Source organism: Sphingomonas sp. AP28 (assembly GCF_056680455.1).
The window spans coordinates 1,371,422-1,389,087 of sequence record NZ_CM155283.1 but is presented as its reverse complement, the minus strand read 5'-3'; the positions used below and the strand labels follow the sequence as shown (position 1 = coordinate 1,389,087).

Genomic DNA, 17,666 nt, shown 5'->3' with positions numbered 1-17,666 from the left:
ATGTCGTTTTTCGGAATTGGTTGGGTGCGAAACTGTAGACTATGAATTGCACGCATCTGGTTCGTGCATCTCGCGCCATGCAACGGGACACGGGGAATTTATGCGAGTACTAACTTGCATAGTCCGTTGCGTGAGCCTCATCCGTCGTCGGGAATCCACAACTGACGGGCGGTGACGCCGAAACCCCGATCGCGCCGTCGCGTCGTACCCGAGTGCTCCCGAGAGGGGGCTTTGGCCGTGCCAGGCGTGGTCAATGCCGCCTTCGAGGCGAAACTCGGCACGTCGTATCGCCATACCGACCTGATCAAGCGACCGCCTCTCTAGCGTACGACGACGGCAAACAATTCTGTCAGCGCCCAACGATCGACCATCGTCGTATCGGGATGCCAGGCGTCACCGATGAGCACGACGCGGGGTTGGAGGCTTGCGTTGTTCGCCTCGTGTTCGGTCGTATCGTCGAAGACCAGCGCTTCGCCGGGCACCCAGCCTTTGGTGTGTTCGCCCACGGTCAACGAACACGAGTCGGGAATGATCAGCGGGACATGCACGACCACCCGCGCGTTCGTGACGCCGACGTGACGCGGTATCTGTGTCTGAGGCTTGAGAATCGAGAACATCAGGTTTGGCGAACGGTTCGCGATATCCGGGACCGGCAGGGCGGCAAACGCCGCGATTGTCGTTGGACACGCGGCGGCGTTTCCCTCCACGACGGTCCCGCCACGCCACAAATGCGCTGCGCTCCATGCCGTGCTGTTATTCAGCGCGGCCCATTGATCGAGCGGAACGCCCGTCGGATGATCGACGTAGGGAGCGGACGCGCGCTCGTTTGCCGCGACCAGCGCAAGATACTCCGTCGTATAGTCCGCGTGGTGTACCGCCATCGCGGTTAAGCCAGGGATGCGGGCAGGGTCGAAGAACTCGGCTTGCGGCAGGTCGCTAAAAATAAGCGCGGTGTCGCCGTTCGCGATCACGTCGGCGAAACGCTCGATCCGCGCGGCCTGCCCGGGGTTAAGCGAAAACGTCTGGGACGCCGTTCGCAGGACGGGTTCGAGGAAGTTCCGACGACGCGCGATAGCTGCGGCCTTGTATCGCTCCGCATTGGCGAGGGGACCGTTCAAGGCGGGCGGGGTTGCGCCGATCGCCTGACGCACGACCAGTGCGGCTGCATAAGGTTCCTCCGCGTCTTCACCAAGCGCCTCGACCAGCGATCCTTTCATCAACAGGCCTAGCAAGTCGCGCGGTTCGAGTGCCAGTGCTGCCGTGATCGCAGGGACGGCCGCGCGCAGATTGCCGGTTGCGCGGTGCATGGCCGCTAGCCGTTTCCAGGCTGATGCGTCACTCGGCGAGCGGGCGGTCAGGTCCGAGAGGAGGCGTATGGCGCGAGGGAAATCCCGGTCAGCGGCGGCCTTGTCGGCTTGGTTGGAGAGATCGCTAGAGCGTAAGTCCATAAGTCTTTTGGAACCGGCGGCGATGTCCGCCGCCGGTTCCACCTTGCTTAGAAGTCGACGGTCACACCGGCGAACAGGTACCGGCCCATCGCGTCATAGACCTGCGGATAGGTGTTGCCGTTGCCGAAGACACCCGACAGATTGTTCGACCCGACGATCGGTGGATCACGATCGAACGCGTTGTTCACACCGACGTGGAACGAGAACTTGTCCGCGACGCGGATCGATGCCGCGATGTCGATGTAATCATACGACGGAAGGCGACGATCAGAGTCGAATACCAGAGCCGGCGCCGCGAGGAAGCCGTTGGTGCTGCCGTGATCGACGTTCACGCCCGACAGGTGACGCCAGTTGACCGAGATCTGGCCGTTGCCCGGCGCATTATAAGTCACGCGCAGCTTACCACGATATTTCGGCGAGGGAACGCCGCAGACCGTGCCGTAAAGCCCCTTGCAGTCGTACGACCTCGTGCCGTCCGCCAGCGTCGTGCCGGGTCCGACCTCGAGCTTGTCGAGGAACGTGCCGGTATAGTCCAGACCGATCGAACCGGCGTTGTTCAGACCGATGCGGCTGAAGTCGAACCGGTAGCTACCCGAAACGTCGACGCCGCGAGTCCGCAACTGACCGACGTTCAGGTTGGTGTTGACCACCTGGCCGATGGTGCCGAGAAACAGAGAACCGTTGGTCGGGTCACGCTGGACTTGCGCACAGAAGGTCGGATTGCCGCTCGCCAGACACTGGTCGAGGATGATCTGAGCACCAACCGTACCGATCGTGTTCTTGACGCGGATGTCGAAGTAATCCGCCGAGATCACCAATCCGTGCAGGAACCCGCCCGGTGATAAGACTGCACCCGCGCTATAGGTGTCCGATACTTCCGGCGTCAGATTGACGTTGCCGCCACCGAACTGGTTGTACTGGTTGGCGCTGTTGGCGACGATGTTGCCGAACTGCGCCGCCGTCACGCCCGTTAGAGCGCACTGGGCGGCAGTCTTGCCATTGACCAGGCCGCCGACTGCCGCACCCGCACAGGCATCGCTGCCGGTGAACAGGCCCTGGCTCTGCGGTGCGAACAGTTCCTGGATGTTCGGTGCACGGACTGCACGGTTGTAGCTGCCGCGGAACCGCAACGGGGTGGCAGGTGCCCATTCCAGCGTGCCCTTGTACGTGTTCGTGCCACCGGCAAGGTTGTACTTCGAGTAGCGGTAGCCGCCGGTCGCGACGAGCGACTGGAAGAACGGCTTGTCCTCAATCAACGGGACGCGCGCTTCGGCGAAGAACTCGTAGACGTTGAACTGGCCGGCAACGCTCTTGGTTGGACCACCCTGGCCAGCGAGATCGCCGGTCTCGAACGCGGCGTCGGTCCTGAGGTCGAGCTTTTCCTTGCGGTATTCGGTGCCGAACGCGATGCCGATGCCATTTTCTGCCAGCGGCGAAGTGAAGCCGTATTTGCCGAGATCACCGGTGATCGAAGCACTGGCGACGTATTCATCGACTGTGCCCTGCTGGAAGCCCGGAGTTTGGAGATAGGACAATGCGCCGGCCGAAACGCTGTTCAGGGTGAAGATGTTGTACGGCACGCACCCGGCGGCACGGGCAGTGGCGTCCGCGCAGACGGCCTGACCGTTCAACGTGACGACGTTCAGTGCCTGACGGGTCCGGCTCAACGAGAAGTCGTTACGATAGTTCTCGGCATAGACCACCCGGCCGAACTGGCCGTAAGCATCGTAGCTGAACGCCGAGTCGAGTTGACCCTTCACGCCGAGGACATAGCGGTAATCGGTATGACGGACGTCGTTGACGCGACCACCGCCTTCGACGTTGCGCTTGCCGATCGATACTGCGCCGGTCGTGCCCGCCACGCCTCCGCCGGCGCCGTTCACGGCACCGCAGATCTCGCCGCGCTGCGACGCCGACAACAGCGGATTGTTGCAGTTGATGTTGATGATTTGGCCAAAGATACCCGACGGAGCAATCTGTGCCTGGGTACGATCGTCCATGAACATGAATTCCATGTACGGGTGGAACCCCGAGCTCACCTCGTAGTCGGCGAATGCGCCGGCGGTGTAGCGCTTGTCCGGACGCTGGTAATAATTGTACGGCGCAAAGTTGAAGGCGTCGCGTGCGTTGACGAAGGATCGGAACGTATTGCCCGTGGCAGGGTCGATCGTACGCTGCGCGCCCGAACCACCGTTCAGGATGAACCGTGCCGGGCTGGTCGTGCCGGAGCCCGAGCAAGCGAAGCCAAGCGTCGTGCGCTGCTCTGCCAACGAACAGGACGAATAGTCATACTTGTTCTGGGTCACCGCATCGGTTTCGCGGTATCCCGCAAACGCCGTGACATGACCGCGACCGTCGGACGTGCCGCCGCCGATCACCGCGGAAATGTTCTTCGTCGCGCCCAGGACGGTGTGGCCCCGCGGATAGGGAAAGCCGCGACCAGCCGCGCTGGAGAACACGGCATCCGCGGTGTCGTTGCCGTTATTATGGTCGAAAAGGCTGTACTGCGCATCCAGACGCACGCCCTCGAACTTGGTGTTCATGACGAAGTTGACCACGCCGGACACCGCGTCCGAGCCGTAGGTGGACGACGCACCGCCGGTGAGCACTTCGACGCGATCGATCAGCGTGGCGGGGACGAAATTAAGATCGGCGGCCGACGAGTTCGGATCGCCCGGCATCAGGCGTCGGCCATTGACCAGCACGAGCGTACGCTGTGGCCCGAGGTTGCGCAGATCGACGGTTGCCGTGCCGCTGGCGCCGTTCGACAGCGCGCTGCCCTGGCCCGAGAAGACCTGCGGCAGGTTGTTGAGCAAATCCTCGGTCCGCGTCGCGCCCTGCAGCCGCACTTCCTGCGAGCTGATAACCGTCAGCGGGCTGGCCGACGTCGCATTGGGATTTGCAATTCGCGAACCGGTAACGACGATTTCGGTTTTGGCGTTGGCCTGAGTCTCGGGCGTGGCCTGCGTCGCCGGATCGGTGGGCAACGCGGAGGCGGAGCTGCCTCCGACAACTGGCGCGGTCGGTACCGTAGAGGTGTTCGCGTCCTGCGCCCATGCCTGCGCCGTCATGCCCAGACTGCCGGCGACGATCGTCGTCGCTAGCAGGCGAATTCTCATATTATTCAATGTCATGCCCCTTTTGTGTCGTCACGCATCTGTGGCAAAAGAGGCCGCTTCGGGCATATGACAAATCGTTCACACGAAATTAAGTTTTGCCTATGTGGCTGTAAAACAACAATATGTCGGAATGGGTGACGTATCGCTAATCAGGAGGTGCCAGAACGATGTCTGCCGTAACAAAGTGCGCGTTCCAGGGGGGGGCGATGGGCATCGCAGCCGTGATGGCGGCGGCGTCGGGGGCAGCTCAGGTGGCTGCGCCTTCGTCCCCGGAGATGGCGGCGCTCGTCGAATGCCGGGCGATTACCGACGATGCGGCGCGCCTGGCGTGTCTGGATCGCGAAGTGGCTTCGCTGGCTGCGCGGGTGTCCTCGGGAAGCGTGGTACTCGTGAGTCGATCGACTGTGCTGGCCAAGAGACAGGCGCGTTTTGGGCTGCCTGGCCCGGATTCCGACCTGTTCAAGGACAAGAATGGTCAGTCGGTCGCGTCCGTCAAAGGCACTGTCAGGACGGCCGCAACCGACGGGTACGACAAGTGGGTCATCGTACTTGCCGACGGCAGCCGCTGGCATCAAGTCGACGACTATTCGTTGAGTTCAACACCGCTTGCCGGGCAGTCTGTCGTCATCAATCGCGCCGCAATCGGCACCTACAAAATGGCAGTCGAAAAACAGGCGTCGATCCGCGTGCGCCGGGAACCCTGATGTCTGAGATCGCCGCATCATCGTTTCCGTCACGCCTGGTCACGTGCTTTGCCGTATAAACCGAGGTCTATCGGCTCGATAGGGGAGGGCGGTCGGGACAACCGATGCCTTCCCGCGAACAATCACCAACCAAGACCGATGTGCGCAAATTCGCGCGTGCGTGCTGCGGTAGCGTTATGGTCAGTTATGACGCAACTCCAGCATGACGACGTCTTGTTCGCGCATGGGTAGAGTTAGTCGATAAGGCGTCCCGGCTCGTACGTGCAGGTTTCTGATCTCCGGAGCGTCGAGCGTAGCGTTATTCAGTTTTTGCAGTTGGGCGTCGGTCAACTTGGCGGGGCGGCCCATTTCCAGATAGGTCGAATAGGCGTCGTTTTGCCGAAAGCCGGTACGCCGCGTTCGCAGCTGGTATGACCCCGGCTTCAATCCGGTCAGGTCAAGCGTCAGTGGCGTGGTCTGGCCAGGCTTGCGCAGCTTGGTGAAGAATGGCCGGTTGCTGACGGGCTGGTTCGGTAATATTTCTCTCCAGGCCAGCACTTGCAAAGTACCGTCCTTCAAGGTCGCGATGGTCTGATCGTCACCTGTGGGCAGTTCACGATCGCCGAGATCGGCGAGATATTTGTACGCGAACCATGCCGGCTTCCGTACGCCCTGCGGCGTCATCAGCCCAAATCCTCCTTCGAATGGTCGCGTCGGTGGGCCCGGCTCTTCGAACAGGTCGCTATAGGTCCAATAGCTCATGCCTTGCGCCAGCCCTTCGGTGCGGCGGAGCTTCGACAGGATGTACGCCGCGCTGAGATAATCGTCATGAATGGGATCGCGCGGATTGTAGCTCGTACTCCATTCGGTGAAGAAGAGTGGAAGGCTGGATCGCCCGGCCGCCGCCATCTCGTTGCGAACCTTAGCGACGTCCTGAACAATGGCATCCGGGTTACGCGACAGCTTGTTGTCACCTTCACCTTTTTCGTCGAGAAAGCCGCCTTCGACGCCATACGTGTGCGTGGTGATGAAATCGACCGGGACATCGTTCGTCTTGGCGTAGGCGAGGAATTCGGGAACCCAGGCAGCGCCGGCGGTGGAGGGGCCGCCGATCCGCAGCAAGGGGTCGATCGCCTTAACCGCGCGTGCGGTGCGGGCATAATAGTCGAAATACGCCTTCTGGTCCGCCTTCTGCCAGAAGCCGTCGAGGTTCGGCTCGTTCCAGAATTCGAAATACCAACTGCGCACTTCCTGTAGGCCGTACCGCGACACGGCGTGGCGAATGAATGCGTCGACCAGAGCCGTCCATTTGGCAGGCTGGGGATGGGAGGTGTTGCCCTTCCAATAAAAGATCGTCTGGTTGGATTGCTTCATGCCGTCAGGGGTGAAACCAAGTTCCACGAAGGGTTTCAGGCCCATTCCGAGCAACCGATCGTAAAGCCTGTCGATACGGCGCCAGTCGTAGACGGGTTTGCCATCGACCTCTCGGTAAACCCCGAGCTGGTCGGCAAAGATATTGTGGAATCGGATGTAGCGAAACCGCAGCTCTTTCTGGACAATCCGCAGTTGCGCGAGACTGTCGTCGCGTTCGAGCGTGCCAGGAAAGTCGGCGCCGACCGACATCTCCGCCATCCGGTTGCGGAGCCTGGTTTCGCCACGCACGTCGACAACGATGTTGCGAGCCGCAATGCCTTGTGCGGTTGCCGGGCCCGAAACCGCGAGCCCCAGAATTATGCTGGATGCCACGGCGACTGCCTGTGGTGCGTTCCGAAAGCCCATTCTTGTATCCCCCGACCAAAGCGTCCGCGTCGTCGTCGCACTATCGACACTATCGATGCCGGCTCGTCGGCACAATTATCAGCTTAAAGCCAGCGAGCGACAAACGCGCTGAAACCCAAACCGGCTGGCAGGATACCTGATCAGTTGCATCAGGAACTAAGACAGCATCGCTTCCCATAATCTCAGATCGGTAAATCGGAATCGGTCTTCGTCAGAGCATTTGCGGGGAGGAACGAACAGCAAGCCGGCACGGCTATGGTCGTTCGAACGGCGCCGTTGGTCCCCAGTCTTGAAGACAGTCGTGCGATATCCGTGCGGAGTCAGATGTCAGTATGTAAGAAATAACGAAAGATTTAATTGTACTACAATAATGGTCGGGCTAACGCCGCTCGTAGCGCCGTGGTCATAAGGTGCGTCTTGGAGAATGCGACGCGCCCGGGGCCGTTGCAGATGGGGGAGGATTTCATGAGCGTTTCCATTAGCGATCTCGGTCGACGTCGGAACGGCGTAGCGGCGATACGGGCAGGCGTGTCCTTGGTGGCGCTGCTCGCCGCCAGCGGCCCGGCGTGGGCGCAGGCCGAGACACAGGCGATCTCCTCCAATACGACACAGGCCGCTGCGCCGGGACAGGGCGTGGGCGATCCGGCGGCCGACCAGACGGATGGCGACATCGTCGTCACCGGCCGTCGCGCCGCACTCGAGGCGGCGGACGAGCGCAAGCGCCGGAGCGAGACGATCGTCGACTCGATCGTTGCGGACGATGCCGGCAAGCTTCCCGACAACTCGATCACCGAGGTTCTTCAGCGTGTCTCGGGCGTGTCGATCGTGCGCTTTGCGGCGCTCGGCGATCCCGATCACTATTCCGTCCAGGGTTCGGGCGTGCAGGTCCGCGGCCTGACCGGCGTGGCGTCGCGCCTCAACGGCCGCGAGATCTTCAGCGCGAACAATGGGCGTGCGATCCTGTGGAGCGACGTGACACCGGAGCTGATGTCGGCGGTCGACGTCTACAAGGCCTCGACGGCGGACCTGATCGAGGGCGGCACCGGCGGCCAGATCGATCTCCGCACCAAGCTGCCGTTCGACTTCAACGGCAAGTTCCACGTCGCGGGCACCGGCGAACTCGCGCTCGGTGACATGGCGAACAAGGCCGATCCTTCGGGCTCTGTGCTGGTCACCGACTCGTTCGATACGCCGATCGGCCGGATCGGCCTGCTCGGCGACGTCGCGTTCAGCCAGTTCAGCTCGCTGTCGCAGTTCATCCGCGTCAGCCCGTATTTCAAAACGAAGCTCAGCGATGGCAATGAGCGCTATGTTCCCAGCGGCTTCGCGTATGGCGACGAAGCGTTCCAGTACAAGCGCTACGGCATCTATGGCGCGGCGCAGTGGCAGCCGGCCGACTCGCTGACCTTCACCGGCAGCTTCTTCCAGTCGCGCTACAAGAGCCAGTCGAGCGATTACGGCACGCAGCTGGATTCGCAGACGTTGGCTGTCGATCCGGCGAGCAGCACGTTCGACAGCAACGGCCTGCTGACCAAGACGAACGCGCTGTTCAATCGCGATACGGGGACGTTCCTGCCCACCGGCGGCTCGGTCAACAGCAGCGGCAACAAGGGGTTCGTGGAGAGCAACACGCGGACGCGCGATTACTCGCTGTCGTTCGCGTGGGCGCCGCAGGACAGCCATCTGTCGCTCAAGGGTTCGCTGCAGCGTGTCGATTCACGCCAGATCTACGATCGCATCGACATCTTCCGCGACATCGGCTTCGGCCAGAGCTTCGGCATGGACCTGACGGGCGACCTGCCGGAGATCAGCGTCGGCCAGGCGACGCAGGCATCGTTCGCCAATCCGGCGAATTATTTCTGGACGGCGTCGATGCCGCACAACGAGCGCAACAAGGGCCGCCTCGATGCCGGCCAGCTCGATGCCGAATACACGTTCGACAACAGCTTCTTCCGATCGGTTAAGGTCGGCGGGCGCTACGCCAAGCGGACCGAGCGCGATCTGGCGAACGGCTATAACTGGACGGCGCTCGGCCGCGGCTGGAACGGCGATCCGCAGCTGACCTACGCGAATGCCGCACCGGGCGACGTTGCCAGCCACGCATTCAAGGACTTCTTCCGCGGCGACACAACGCTGCCTGGCAACCTGATGTTCGCGTCGGAGAGTCTGGCGGACCGGTTCAACGTCAACCGCACCGGGCTGGTACAGTCGCCGCCGGCCGGCTTCTGCACCGGGCGCGAGTTCGACTGCTCTGCATCAGGGCCATTGCCAGCGACGGGTTATGGCGGCCTGTCCGGCATTCGCCAGCCGGGCTTCATTCTGCCGGGCGATCAGGTCGACAACCGTACCAAGAATATCGCTGGCTACGCGTTGGTTCGTTTCGGACCGGTCGAGAGCAAGCGTGGCATCTCCGGCAACATTGGCGTGCGCGTCGTTCATATCGAGAACGAAGGGAGCGGTTTTATCCAGCAGAACGGCGGGACCGTCTTCTTCCGGAATGGGGCCCAGGTGTCGCTTGCGAATACCTTCCTTGCACGCGGCGGCAAGGCGGACTTCACGCGCGTCCTGCCGTCGGTAAATGTCGAATATTCGCCGACCGACCGGATCAAGGTACGCGGCGGGTACAATATCACGATGGATCTGCCGACCTTCAACGCTTTACGCGCCTCTGGTTCGATCGGCGTGGCGACGACGCCCAGCCAGACTCCCGGCGGTATCGGGACGTTCAATAACTTCACTGCGGACACCGGTAATCCGTTGCTGAAGCCGACGCTGTCGAACAATTTCGACCTGTCGCTCGAATATTATGGACGTGCGGGGACGTCGTTCCACATCGCGCCGTTCTACAAACGCCTGACCAACCTGCCGATCTATTCGCTGACGAACCGGCAAGTCACTGTCTTGTTCACGGATGGGACGACGGAGAATGTCACGGCGTCTGCGACGGATTACAGCAACTCGACCAAGGCGGCGACCGTCAAGGGCGTCGAGGTCGGGGGGCGCTTCTTCCTCGACATGCTGCCCGGTGCGCTGGCCGGGATCGGGTTCGAGGGCAACTACACGTTCATCAAGAGCAGCAACCCCGGTGATGTCTACCGCGACATCACCGGGGCCGTCCGCAACGACGCGCCACTGGTGGGGCTGTCGAAGCACAATCTGAACGCGACGCTGTTGTACGAGCGTAACCCGATCTCGCTGCGGATCGCCTACTCGTGGCGCTCGCAATATCTGCTGTCGACGAACAGCAACGGCACGAACGGTACGTACACCTATTACAGCGCGCCGGGCGTCGTCAGCAATCAGGATGGCGGCCTCGATGCCTCGACCCAGATCGCGCTGCCGATCTATGGCGGCAATTACGGGTCGATCGATGCCGGCGTCCGCTTCAAGGTGACCGATTATCTGTCGTTCGGCGTGCAGGGGACCAACCTTACCGCGTCGACGCAGCGCACGCTGATGGGGGGGTATCCTGGCGGCAAGCTGGTTGGGCGTAGCTGGTTCCAGGCCGATCGTCGCATCAGCACTGGCATCAACCTCGCCTTCTGACGATGATGGCCCGCCCGCCGACACCGTGTCGGCGAGCGGGCGAAGCGAGGCTGCAATGGGCAAGCGGATATTGATCGTGGGCGGCGGGACCGCCGGGTGGCTGACCGCGGGCTATCTCGCCAAGCGGCTCGGCGCGGACCTGCCGGATGGCGTCGCGATCACGCTCGTCGAATCGCGCGACATCGGGATCCTAGGCGTGGGCGAGGGGACGTTCCCGACGATCCGGCGGACGCTCGCGACGATCGGGATCGACGAGGCCGATCTGGTCCGTCGCTGTGGCGCGACGTTCAAGCAGGGTGCGAAGTTCGTGCACTGGCGCCACGCGCCGGGGCAGGGGGCAACCGATCATTACTCGCACCCCTTTCAGGTCGCGGATTCGAGCGACGGCCTTGAACTGCTCCCCTATTGGCTGCTGGGTCATGGCGGCACGGAGAATTGGGACGAGGTCTCAAATCCGCAGAAGAAGGCCGCAGACCGGCATCGCGCGCCCAAATTGCCAACCAATCCCGATTATGTCGGGCCGCTGAACTACGCGTTCCATTTCGATGCGGTGGCGCTTGCCGGGCTGTTGCGCGAGCAGGCCGTGAAGAACGGCGTCCGGCACCTGACCGACACCGTCAACGAAGTGCTGCTCGAAGCCGATGGCGCGATCGGGGGCGTGCGCACCGAGCAGAACGGCGTGCTGGATGCGGATCTCTACATCGACTGCACCGGCTTTCGCGCCGAACTGATCGGCAAGGCGATGAAGGTTCCGTATCGCTCGTGCCGGGACGTCCTGTTCTGCAATCGCGCGATAGCCGCGCAGCTACCCTATGCGCGGCCCGAAGAACCGATCGCCTCCTACACGATCTCGACCGCGCAGAAGAACGGATGGATCTGGGATATCGGGCTCGATCGGCGGCGCGGCATCGGCCATGTCTACTCGTCGGACCACGGCGACGACGAGACGGCGGAGCGCGTCCTGCGGGGCTATCTCGGCGCGGCGGGTGAAAAGGCCGATGTGCGCCACTTCAAGTTCGATGCCGGCTACCGCGAGGTTAACTGGCACAAGAACTGCGTCGCGGTCGGGCTGTCGAGCGGCTTCTTCGAGCCGCTCGAGGCGACCGGCATCGCGTTTGCCGAAGTGTCCGCCGGGATGATCGCCAACCTGTTCCCGTGGGGCGGCGATTACGAGACGTCCGCGCGCCAGTTCAACGCGAATATGCTGCGCCGGTACGAACGCGCGCTCGATTTCATCAAGCTGCATTATTGCATCTCGGAACGGCGCGACACGGCGTTCTGGCGCGACAACGTGGCCGACGCGTCGGTACCCGACAGCCTGCTGGAACTGCTCGACCGGTGGCGCTTTCGGCCGCCCAACGAGCTCGACATCGACGGTCAAGTCGACATCTTCACCGAGGCGAGCTGGCAGTATGTCCTGTACGGCATGGGGTGGAAGACGGACCTGAGCGCGAAGGCCGGTGCCCTGCGCTATCATGAGGATGCGCGGCGGGCGTTCGCCGAGGTGGAGCGTCAGGCGCGCTACGCGATCGCCAACCTCCCGTCGAACCGGGACCTTGTCGCGTACGCCCAAACCCACAGCTTTGGTGCGCGGGCCGCGGCATGACCAGCGACGGCGCCGGCCGCGTCACGAAGGTCGTCATCGTCGGCGGGGGCACGGCGGGCTGGATGACGGCCGCGGCGCTATCCCGGCTGGTGTTGAGCGGCGTGTCGGTTACGCTGATCGAGTCCGAGGAGATCGGTACCGTCGGTGTCGGCGAGGCGACGATCCCGTCGCTACTCGACTATAACCGCATGCTCGGGATCGACGAGGACGCGTTCGTTCGCGCGACCGGCGCGACGTTCAAGCTGGGGATCGAGTTTCGTGACTGGACACGGCTAGGCGACGCATATTTGCACCCGTTCGGGACGCATGGCCGCGATATTGGCGGGGTATCGTTCCACCAGCTCTGGTTGCGGCAGGCCGCGCTGGACACCGCTACGGACGGGGCCGGTGCCGGACCGATAGGCGACTATTGCCTGTCCTCGGTGGCGGCGCGGCGCGGGCGGTTCACGCGGCCGAGCGCGAATCCCCAGTCGGTTCTGTCGACACTGTCCTACGCGTTTCACTTCGACGCAGGACTGTATGCGCGGTTCCTGCGTGACCTTGCGGAGGCGGACGGCGTGGATCGCGTCGAGGGCCGGGTCGTCGATGTCGAGCGCAACGCCGGGACCGGCTTCGTCGAGGCGGTGCGTCTTGCCGGCGATCGCCGTATCGAGGGCGAGCTCTTCATCGATTGCAGTGGGTTCCGGTCGCTGTTGCTCGGTGGTGCGCCCGACGTCCCGTTCACGAGCTGGAAACAGTGGCTGCCGTGCGATAGGGCCTGGGCCGTGCCCAGCGCACGACGCGGCGCGCTGACGCCGTACACGCGCGCGACCGCCGATGTCGCCGGATGGCGCTGGCGCATCCCGCTCCAGCACCGCGTCGGGAACGGCTATGTCTATTCCAGCGCCCATATCGACGACGACGCGGCGAAGCAGGCGCTGCTGGCGGGGCTCGACGGCGAAGCGATGGGCGAGCCACGCCAGTTGCGCTTCGAAGCCGGTCGGCGCGATCGGTTGTGGGATCGGAACTGCGTTGCGATCGGGCTGTCGGGCGGGTTTCTCGAGCCGCTTGAATCGACCAGCATCCACCTGATCCAGTCGGGGATCACGCGGCTCATGAGCCTGTTTCCCGACTTGGGCTTCAGTGCGGTCGAGATCGACGAATATAACCGCGTCATGCTGCGCGAATACGAGCAGGTCCGCGATTTCATCATCCTGCATTACCATGCGACGGAACGGTCGGACTCCGCATTCTGGGAGCATTGCCGGACCATGGCGCTGCCCGCCTCGCTGGAGGCCAAGCTGGCGTTGTGGTCGGACAAGGCGCGCGTGTTCCGCGAACAGGGCGAGCTGTTCACGCCCGACAGCTGGATCGCGGTGCTGCTCGGCCAAGGCATCCGGCCGGCGTCGTTCGACCCCCTGGCCACCGCGCTGCCGGCCGACGAGTCCGCGCGGTTCCTGGCGCATGTTCGGGACATGATCGACAAGACAGCTGCGGCGATGCCGACGCACGAGGCGTTCATCGCCCAGAACTGCGCTGCACGAACGCACCGGGCGGCATGATCCCGTCGCGGCGGCGCACAGGCGGACGGCTGGCTTCCGTAAGGCGGCTGCGCATCGTCGCGACGACGGCGTTGCTGCTGGCGTCCCTCGCAACGCCGGGGTCCGCCCGCGCGCCGGACGCGGTGGCGTATCGCTGGACCAACGTGACCGTCGGCGCGGGCGGGTACGCGCCCAACATCGTCTTCAGCGCGGTGGAGCGGGGGCTCGCCTATCTCCGGACCGACATGGGGGGCGCGTATCGCTGGGACGAAAAGAGCGCGCGCTGGGTGCCGCTACAGGACGGTAACGCGGTGCCGAGCTACATGGGTATCGAGAGCATCGCGCCCGATCCCCGCGATCCCGATGTCGTCTACATGGCGGCAGGGGTGGGCGCCAGCCAGCCCGCGGCAATCCTGCGCTCCGCCGACCGGGGACGATCCTGGCGGATCACGCCCGTCCCGTTCGCGATGGGCGGCAACGAGGATGGTCGCGGGCTCGGCGAGCGGCTCGCGATCGACCCCAACGCGATGCGGCGACTGTTCTTCGGCTCGCGGCACGACGGCTTGTGGCGCAGCGACGATGCCGGCGCGACCTGGGCAAAGGTCGCGCGCTTTCCAGTCGCGGGGCTGGGACGCCCCGGTTTTCGCCGGACGCATGGCGGGGTCGCCTTTGTCGCGGTCGATCCTACCAGCGGCGGGGCAGGCCGACCGTCGCGGCGCGTGTGGGCCGGCGTTGCCGATCCCGGCGCCACGCATCTGTATCGTTCGGATGACGCCGGCGAGACGTGGATCGCGGTGACGGGCCCGGCGCTGCTCGCTGCCAAGGGCGTCGTCGATCAGCGGGGCGTGTTGTGGGTCGGCTATGCGAGCGGGCTGGGGCCGAGCGGCATCGCAACCGGCGCGGTGTGGCGCTACGATCCCGACGGCGCCGGCCGCGACGTGACCCCTGCCGTGTGGCGCGATACCGGGGCGGAGGGCGCATTCCTCGGCGTTGCGGTGTCCGCGATGTCGCCGGGAACCGTCGCGGTCAGCACCGTCGACCGCTACAAACACCGGGACTCACTCTGGATCAGCCGCGACGACGGCCGAAGCTGGGACGATGTCGGGCCGCGCAGCCGGCGCGACGTGTCGGCGACGCCGTTCCTGTTGCATGAGGGCAAGGGCGCCGATTTCGGCCACTGGATTTCCGGCCTTGCGATCGATCCGTTCGATCCTGGTCATGTCGCCTACACGACCGGCGCGACGGTCTACGCGACCCGCGCGCTCAGGCGTTCGGGCGAGGTCGACTGGACGCCCTGGACCCGCGGGATCGAACAGACGGCGATCATCACGCTCGCATCGCCGACCGGGGGCGCGCCGTTGATCTCAGGGTTCGGCGATCTCGCCGGCTTCGTGCACGACGATCTCGACCGCTCGCCGCGACCGACGTTCGTCGATCCGTACATGTCGAACACCAACACCATCGACTACGCCGGGATGGCGCCGAACGTCGTCGTCCGAAGCGGCAGCCGGTACCTGGACAGGCCGCGTGACGCGTCGATGGGGCGGTCGGAGGACGGCGGCCGCACCTGGACCGCGATCACCGTGCCGCCGATGGGCAACCCGCCGCGGCGCGAGGACCTGAACGGCGATTGGCCGATCACCGTATCCGCCGACGGCACGACGATCGTCGTAGCGACCCCGGTCCCGCAGGCGTCGCGCGACGCCGGCCGCCATTGGTCGATCGTCGCCGGGCTGCCGGGCAAGATCCGTGCAGTCGCCGACAAACGCGACCCAAGGATCTTCTACGCGGTCGACGTCCTGCATGGGCGGCTGCTGGTCTCGCGCGATGCTGCGGCCAGTTTTTCCGCGGTCGCGGGCCGAGGGCTGCCGGCGGATCTCAAGCCGGTCGGCCGGCAAGGTCGCGAAGCGCAGAGCAGCCTCGTGGCGGACCCCGACCGCACGGGAACATTATGGCTGCTGGCGGGCGAACGGCTGTTCCGGAGCATCGACGGCGGCGCAAGCTTCGCGCCCGCGAATGGCGAACTGCGGGTCGAACTCTTCGGTCTCGGCCGGAACGGTGTGTTCGCGATAGGAACGCTTGCCGGTGTTCGGGGGGCTTGGCGCTCGGTGGATCAAGGACGGTCCTGGGCGCGGATCGACGACGACGCGCATCGCTGGGGCGGTCGCTACCGCGTCATCTCCGGCGATCCCCGGCGCGAGGGACGGGTCTATATCGGCACGGACGGCCGCGGCCTGTTCTACGGCGATCCGATCGCGCCGCGATAATCCGGCACTCACGAACGCCCGGCATGCATCGCTAGGGTCGGCTCGAAGGAGCGGAACGTCGAATGCTAGACCAGGCCGCGGCCTTCCAGCTTCAGGACGGGGACGAACCCCTCGCCGGGGTTGGCGGGCATCGTCAGGTGTAGCCCGCGTGCATCACGGCGGTGCGCCATGCTGCCGCCGCCGAGCAGGGTCACGCGTTCGACGACGCCGTCGGCGAAGCGGTTGCGTCCCAGTGCTTCGATCGTGACGTCGCCTTGCGGCCAGCCCAGGAACAGCGCGTAGAGCGCCCCCTTGTTGGTGGTGAAGCGCACGTCGCGCGACGTGAACACGCCTGAAGACTGTTCGTTCTGCATCCCGGCCTCGAGCTTGGTCGGGCCTTCGCCGTAGATCCGCCATGGCCGCGAGCCGAAGATCGCCTCGTCGTTGACCGCGATCCAGCGGCTCATGCCGTCGAGGATCTTCTCCTCCTCGCCGTCGATCGATCCGTCGCCGGGCTGCGGGATCGAGAGCAACAGGTTGCCGTTCTTCGAGACGACATCGGCAAGCCGCTGGATCACCTGTTCCGCGGTCTTGTAGCTTTTGTCGGTGAGCCGCGCGACATTGTAGAACCAGTCGCCGATGCACGTATCGGTCTGCCACGGCTCGTCCCACAGATGATCGGTGAAGCCGCGCTCGACGTCCTGCACGAGGCCGAACCGTGCATAGGGCTTCAACTGCTTGGCGGTGAGCACGACGTCGATCTTGCCGTGCCAGGCGATGGAGCGGTTATAGTAGTCCGCCGCTGCCTGGAGCCCGATCGGCCCGAACGGCAGCTCGTAATCGTCGAAATAGCAGAAGTCGGGCTTGTACTTGTCGATCAGGTCGGTCTGGCGGAGCAGCCATTTCGCGGCATAGCCTGGATCGTTCGGCGGCGGCGTCTCGATCCACTGGCCGTCGTTCGCGTCGTGCCATGCGTTCATCGCCGCGATCGTGTCGATGCCGTTTGGCAGGACCGCATGCGCGCCGGTGTAGAGCTGTTGCGGGTCGAGCCCGTCCCACCATGTGCCGCGCCCATCGGCGGTGCGCAGTTTGAACGCGTCGTAGCGCTGGCCCTTCAGCGGCCCTGTCGGATCATAGCCATAGGCAGTCTGATACCAGTGCCAGCTGTGCGCGGCATGGTTCGAGACGCCGAACTTCAACCCGGCTTTCCGCGCCGCCTTTTCCCAGGTGCCGACGACGTCGCGCTTGGGTCCGACGCGGAGCGAATTCCAAGCGTGATAGCGGCTGTCGTAGCAGTCGAGATTGTCGTGGTGATTGGCGAGCGAGACGAAATATTTCGCGCCCGCCTTCGCATAGCGGGCGATCAGCGCGTCGGGATCCCAGCGCTCCGCGGTCCAGCGGTTCATCACCTCCATCATCCCTGACATGGTCGGATGGCCGTAGGTCTTGAGGTGATGTTCGTAGGCGGGGTGACCCTGCATATACAGGAAGCGGCCGTACCAGTCGCCTTGCTCGGGGACCGACTGCGGCCCCCAATGCGACCAGAGGCCGAGCTTCGCGTCACGGAACCACTCGGGGTAGCGATAGTGATCGACCAGCGATTGCCAGGTCGGCTGTACCGGCCCGCGGGCCAGCCCCATCGGGCTCTGCGCGAGCGCATGTGTCGCGGGGGCAAGGGCGGCGATCCCGGCGAGGACAGACCGGCGGCTGAGATCGATA

9 protein-coding genes are annotated in these 17,666 nt (G+C 64.2%); 5 read left to right on the top strand and 4 right to left on the bottom strand.

All coding sequences use genetic code 11. From position 1 onward, the window contains the following. Window positions 1-320: 320 nt before the first annotated feature. Both AC1MH0_RS06305 and AC1MH0_RS06300 read right to left on the bottom strand, forming a co-directional pair. Window positions 321-1,307: an aspartyl/asparaginyl beta-hydroxylase domain-containing protein gene (locus tag AC1MH0_RS06305; protein ID WP_480965175.1), complete on the bottom strand. Its 987-nt coding sequence runs from the start codon at window positions 1,305-1,307 to the stop codon at window positions 321-323. 188 nt (window positions 1,308-1,495) lie between these two features. After that, on the bottom strand, window positions 1,496-4,567 hold the full coding sequence (locus tag AC1MH0_RS06300; protein WP_480965174.1) for a TonB-dependent receptor plug domain-containing protein: 3,072 nt from the start codon (window positions 4,565-4,567) through the stop codon (window positions 1,496-1,498). A 206-nt stretch (window positions 4,568-4,773) separates the two neighbouring features. Between AC1MH0_RS06300 and AC1MH0_RS06295 the strand changes: the two genes are divergently transcribed. Further along, window positions 4,774-5,271, top strand: coding sequence for a hypothetical protein (locus AC1MH0_RS06295; RefSeq protein ID WP_480965173.1), 498 nt, complete (start codon window positions 4,774-4,776; stop codon window positions 5,269-5,271). A gap of 180 nt (window positions 5,272-5,451) precedes the next feature. Here AC1MH0_RS06295 and AC1MH0_RS06290 read toward each other — a convergent pair whose 3' ends face one another. Beyond that, window positions 5,452-7,029 carry a GH39 family glycosyl hydrolase gene (locus tag AC1MH0_RS06290; protein ID WP_480965172.1) on the bottom strand — a complete coding sequence of 526 codons (1,578 nt, stop codon included), beginning with the start codon at window positions 7,027-7,029 and terminating at the stop codon, window positions 5,452-5,454. A 465-nt stretch (window positions 7,030-7,494) separates the two neighbouring features. Between AC1MH0_RS06290 and AC1MH0_RS06285 the strand changes: the two genes are divergently transcribed. The 4 genes from AC1MH0_RS06285 to AC1MH0_RS06270 all read left to right on the top strand — a co-directional run bounded on the left by AC1MH0_RS06285 (window position 7,495) and on the right by AC1MH0_RS06270 (window position 15,968). Then, on the top strand, window positions 7,495-10,575 hold the full coding sequence (locus tag AC1MH0_RS06285; protein ID WP_480965171.1) for a TonB-dependent receptor: 3,081 nt from the start codon (window positions 7,495-7,497) through the stop codon (window positions 10,573-10,575). A 76-nt stretch (window positions 10,576-10,651) separates the two neighbouring features. Next, entirely contained in the window at window positions 10,652-12,181 is a 1,530-nt protein-coding gene (locus tag AC1MH0_RS06280) for a tryptophan halogenase family protein (protein WP_480965170.1), read from the top strand. Beyond that, the gene (locus AC1MH0_RS06275; RefSeq protein ID WP_480965169.1) at window positions 12,178-13,722 is read left to right on the top strand and encodes a tryptophan halogenase family protein; all 1,545 of its coding nucleotides are present in this window, start codon (window positions 12,178-12,180) and stop codon (window positions 13,720-13,722) included. The genes AC1MH0_RS06280 and AC1MH0_RS06275 overlap by 4 nt, the downstream gene beginning before the upstream one ends. After that, window positions 13,719-15,968 (top strand): WD40/YVTN/BNR-like repeat-containing protein, encoded by a 2,250-nt coding sequence (locus AC1MH0_RS06270; RefSeq protein ID WP_480965168.1) that lies wholly within the window; start codon window positions 13,719-13,721, stop codon window positions 15,966-15,968. Before AC1MH0_RS06275 ends, AC1MH0_RS06270 begins: the two co-directional genes overlap by 4 nt. A 65-nt stretch (window positions 15,969-16,033) precedes the next feature. Here the strand turns inward: AC1MH0_RS06270 and AC1MH0_RS06265 are convergent, their stop codons facing one another. Then, window positions 16,034-17,665 (bottom strand): alpha-L-fucosidase, encoded by a 1,632-nt coding sequence (locus AC1MH0_RS06265; RefSeq protein ID WP_480965687.1) that lies wholly within the window; start codon window positions 17,663-17,665, stop codon window positions 16,034-16,036. Window position 17,666 lies beyond the last annotated feature (1 nt).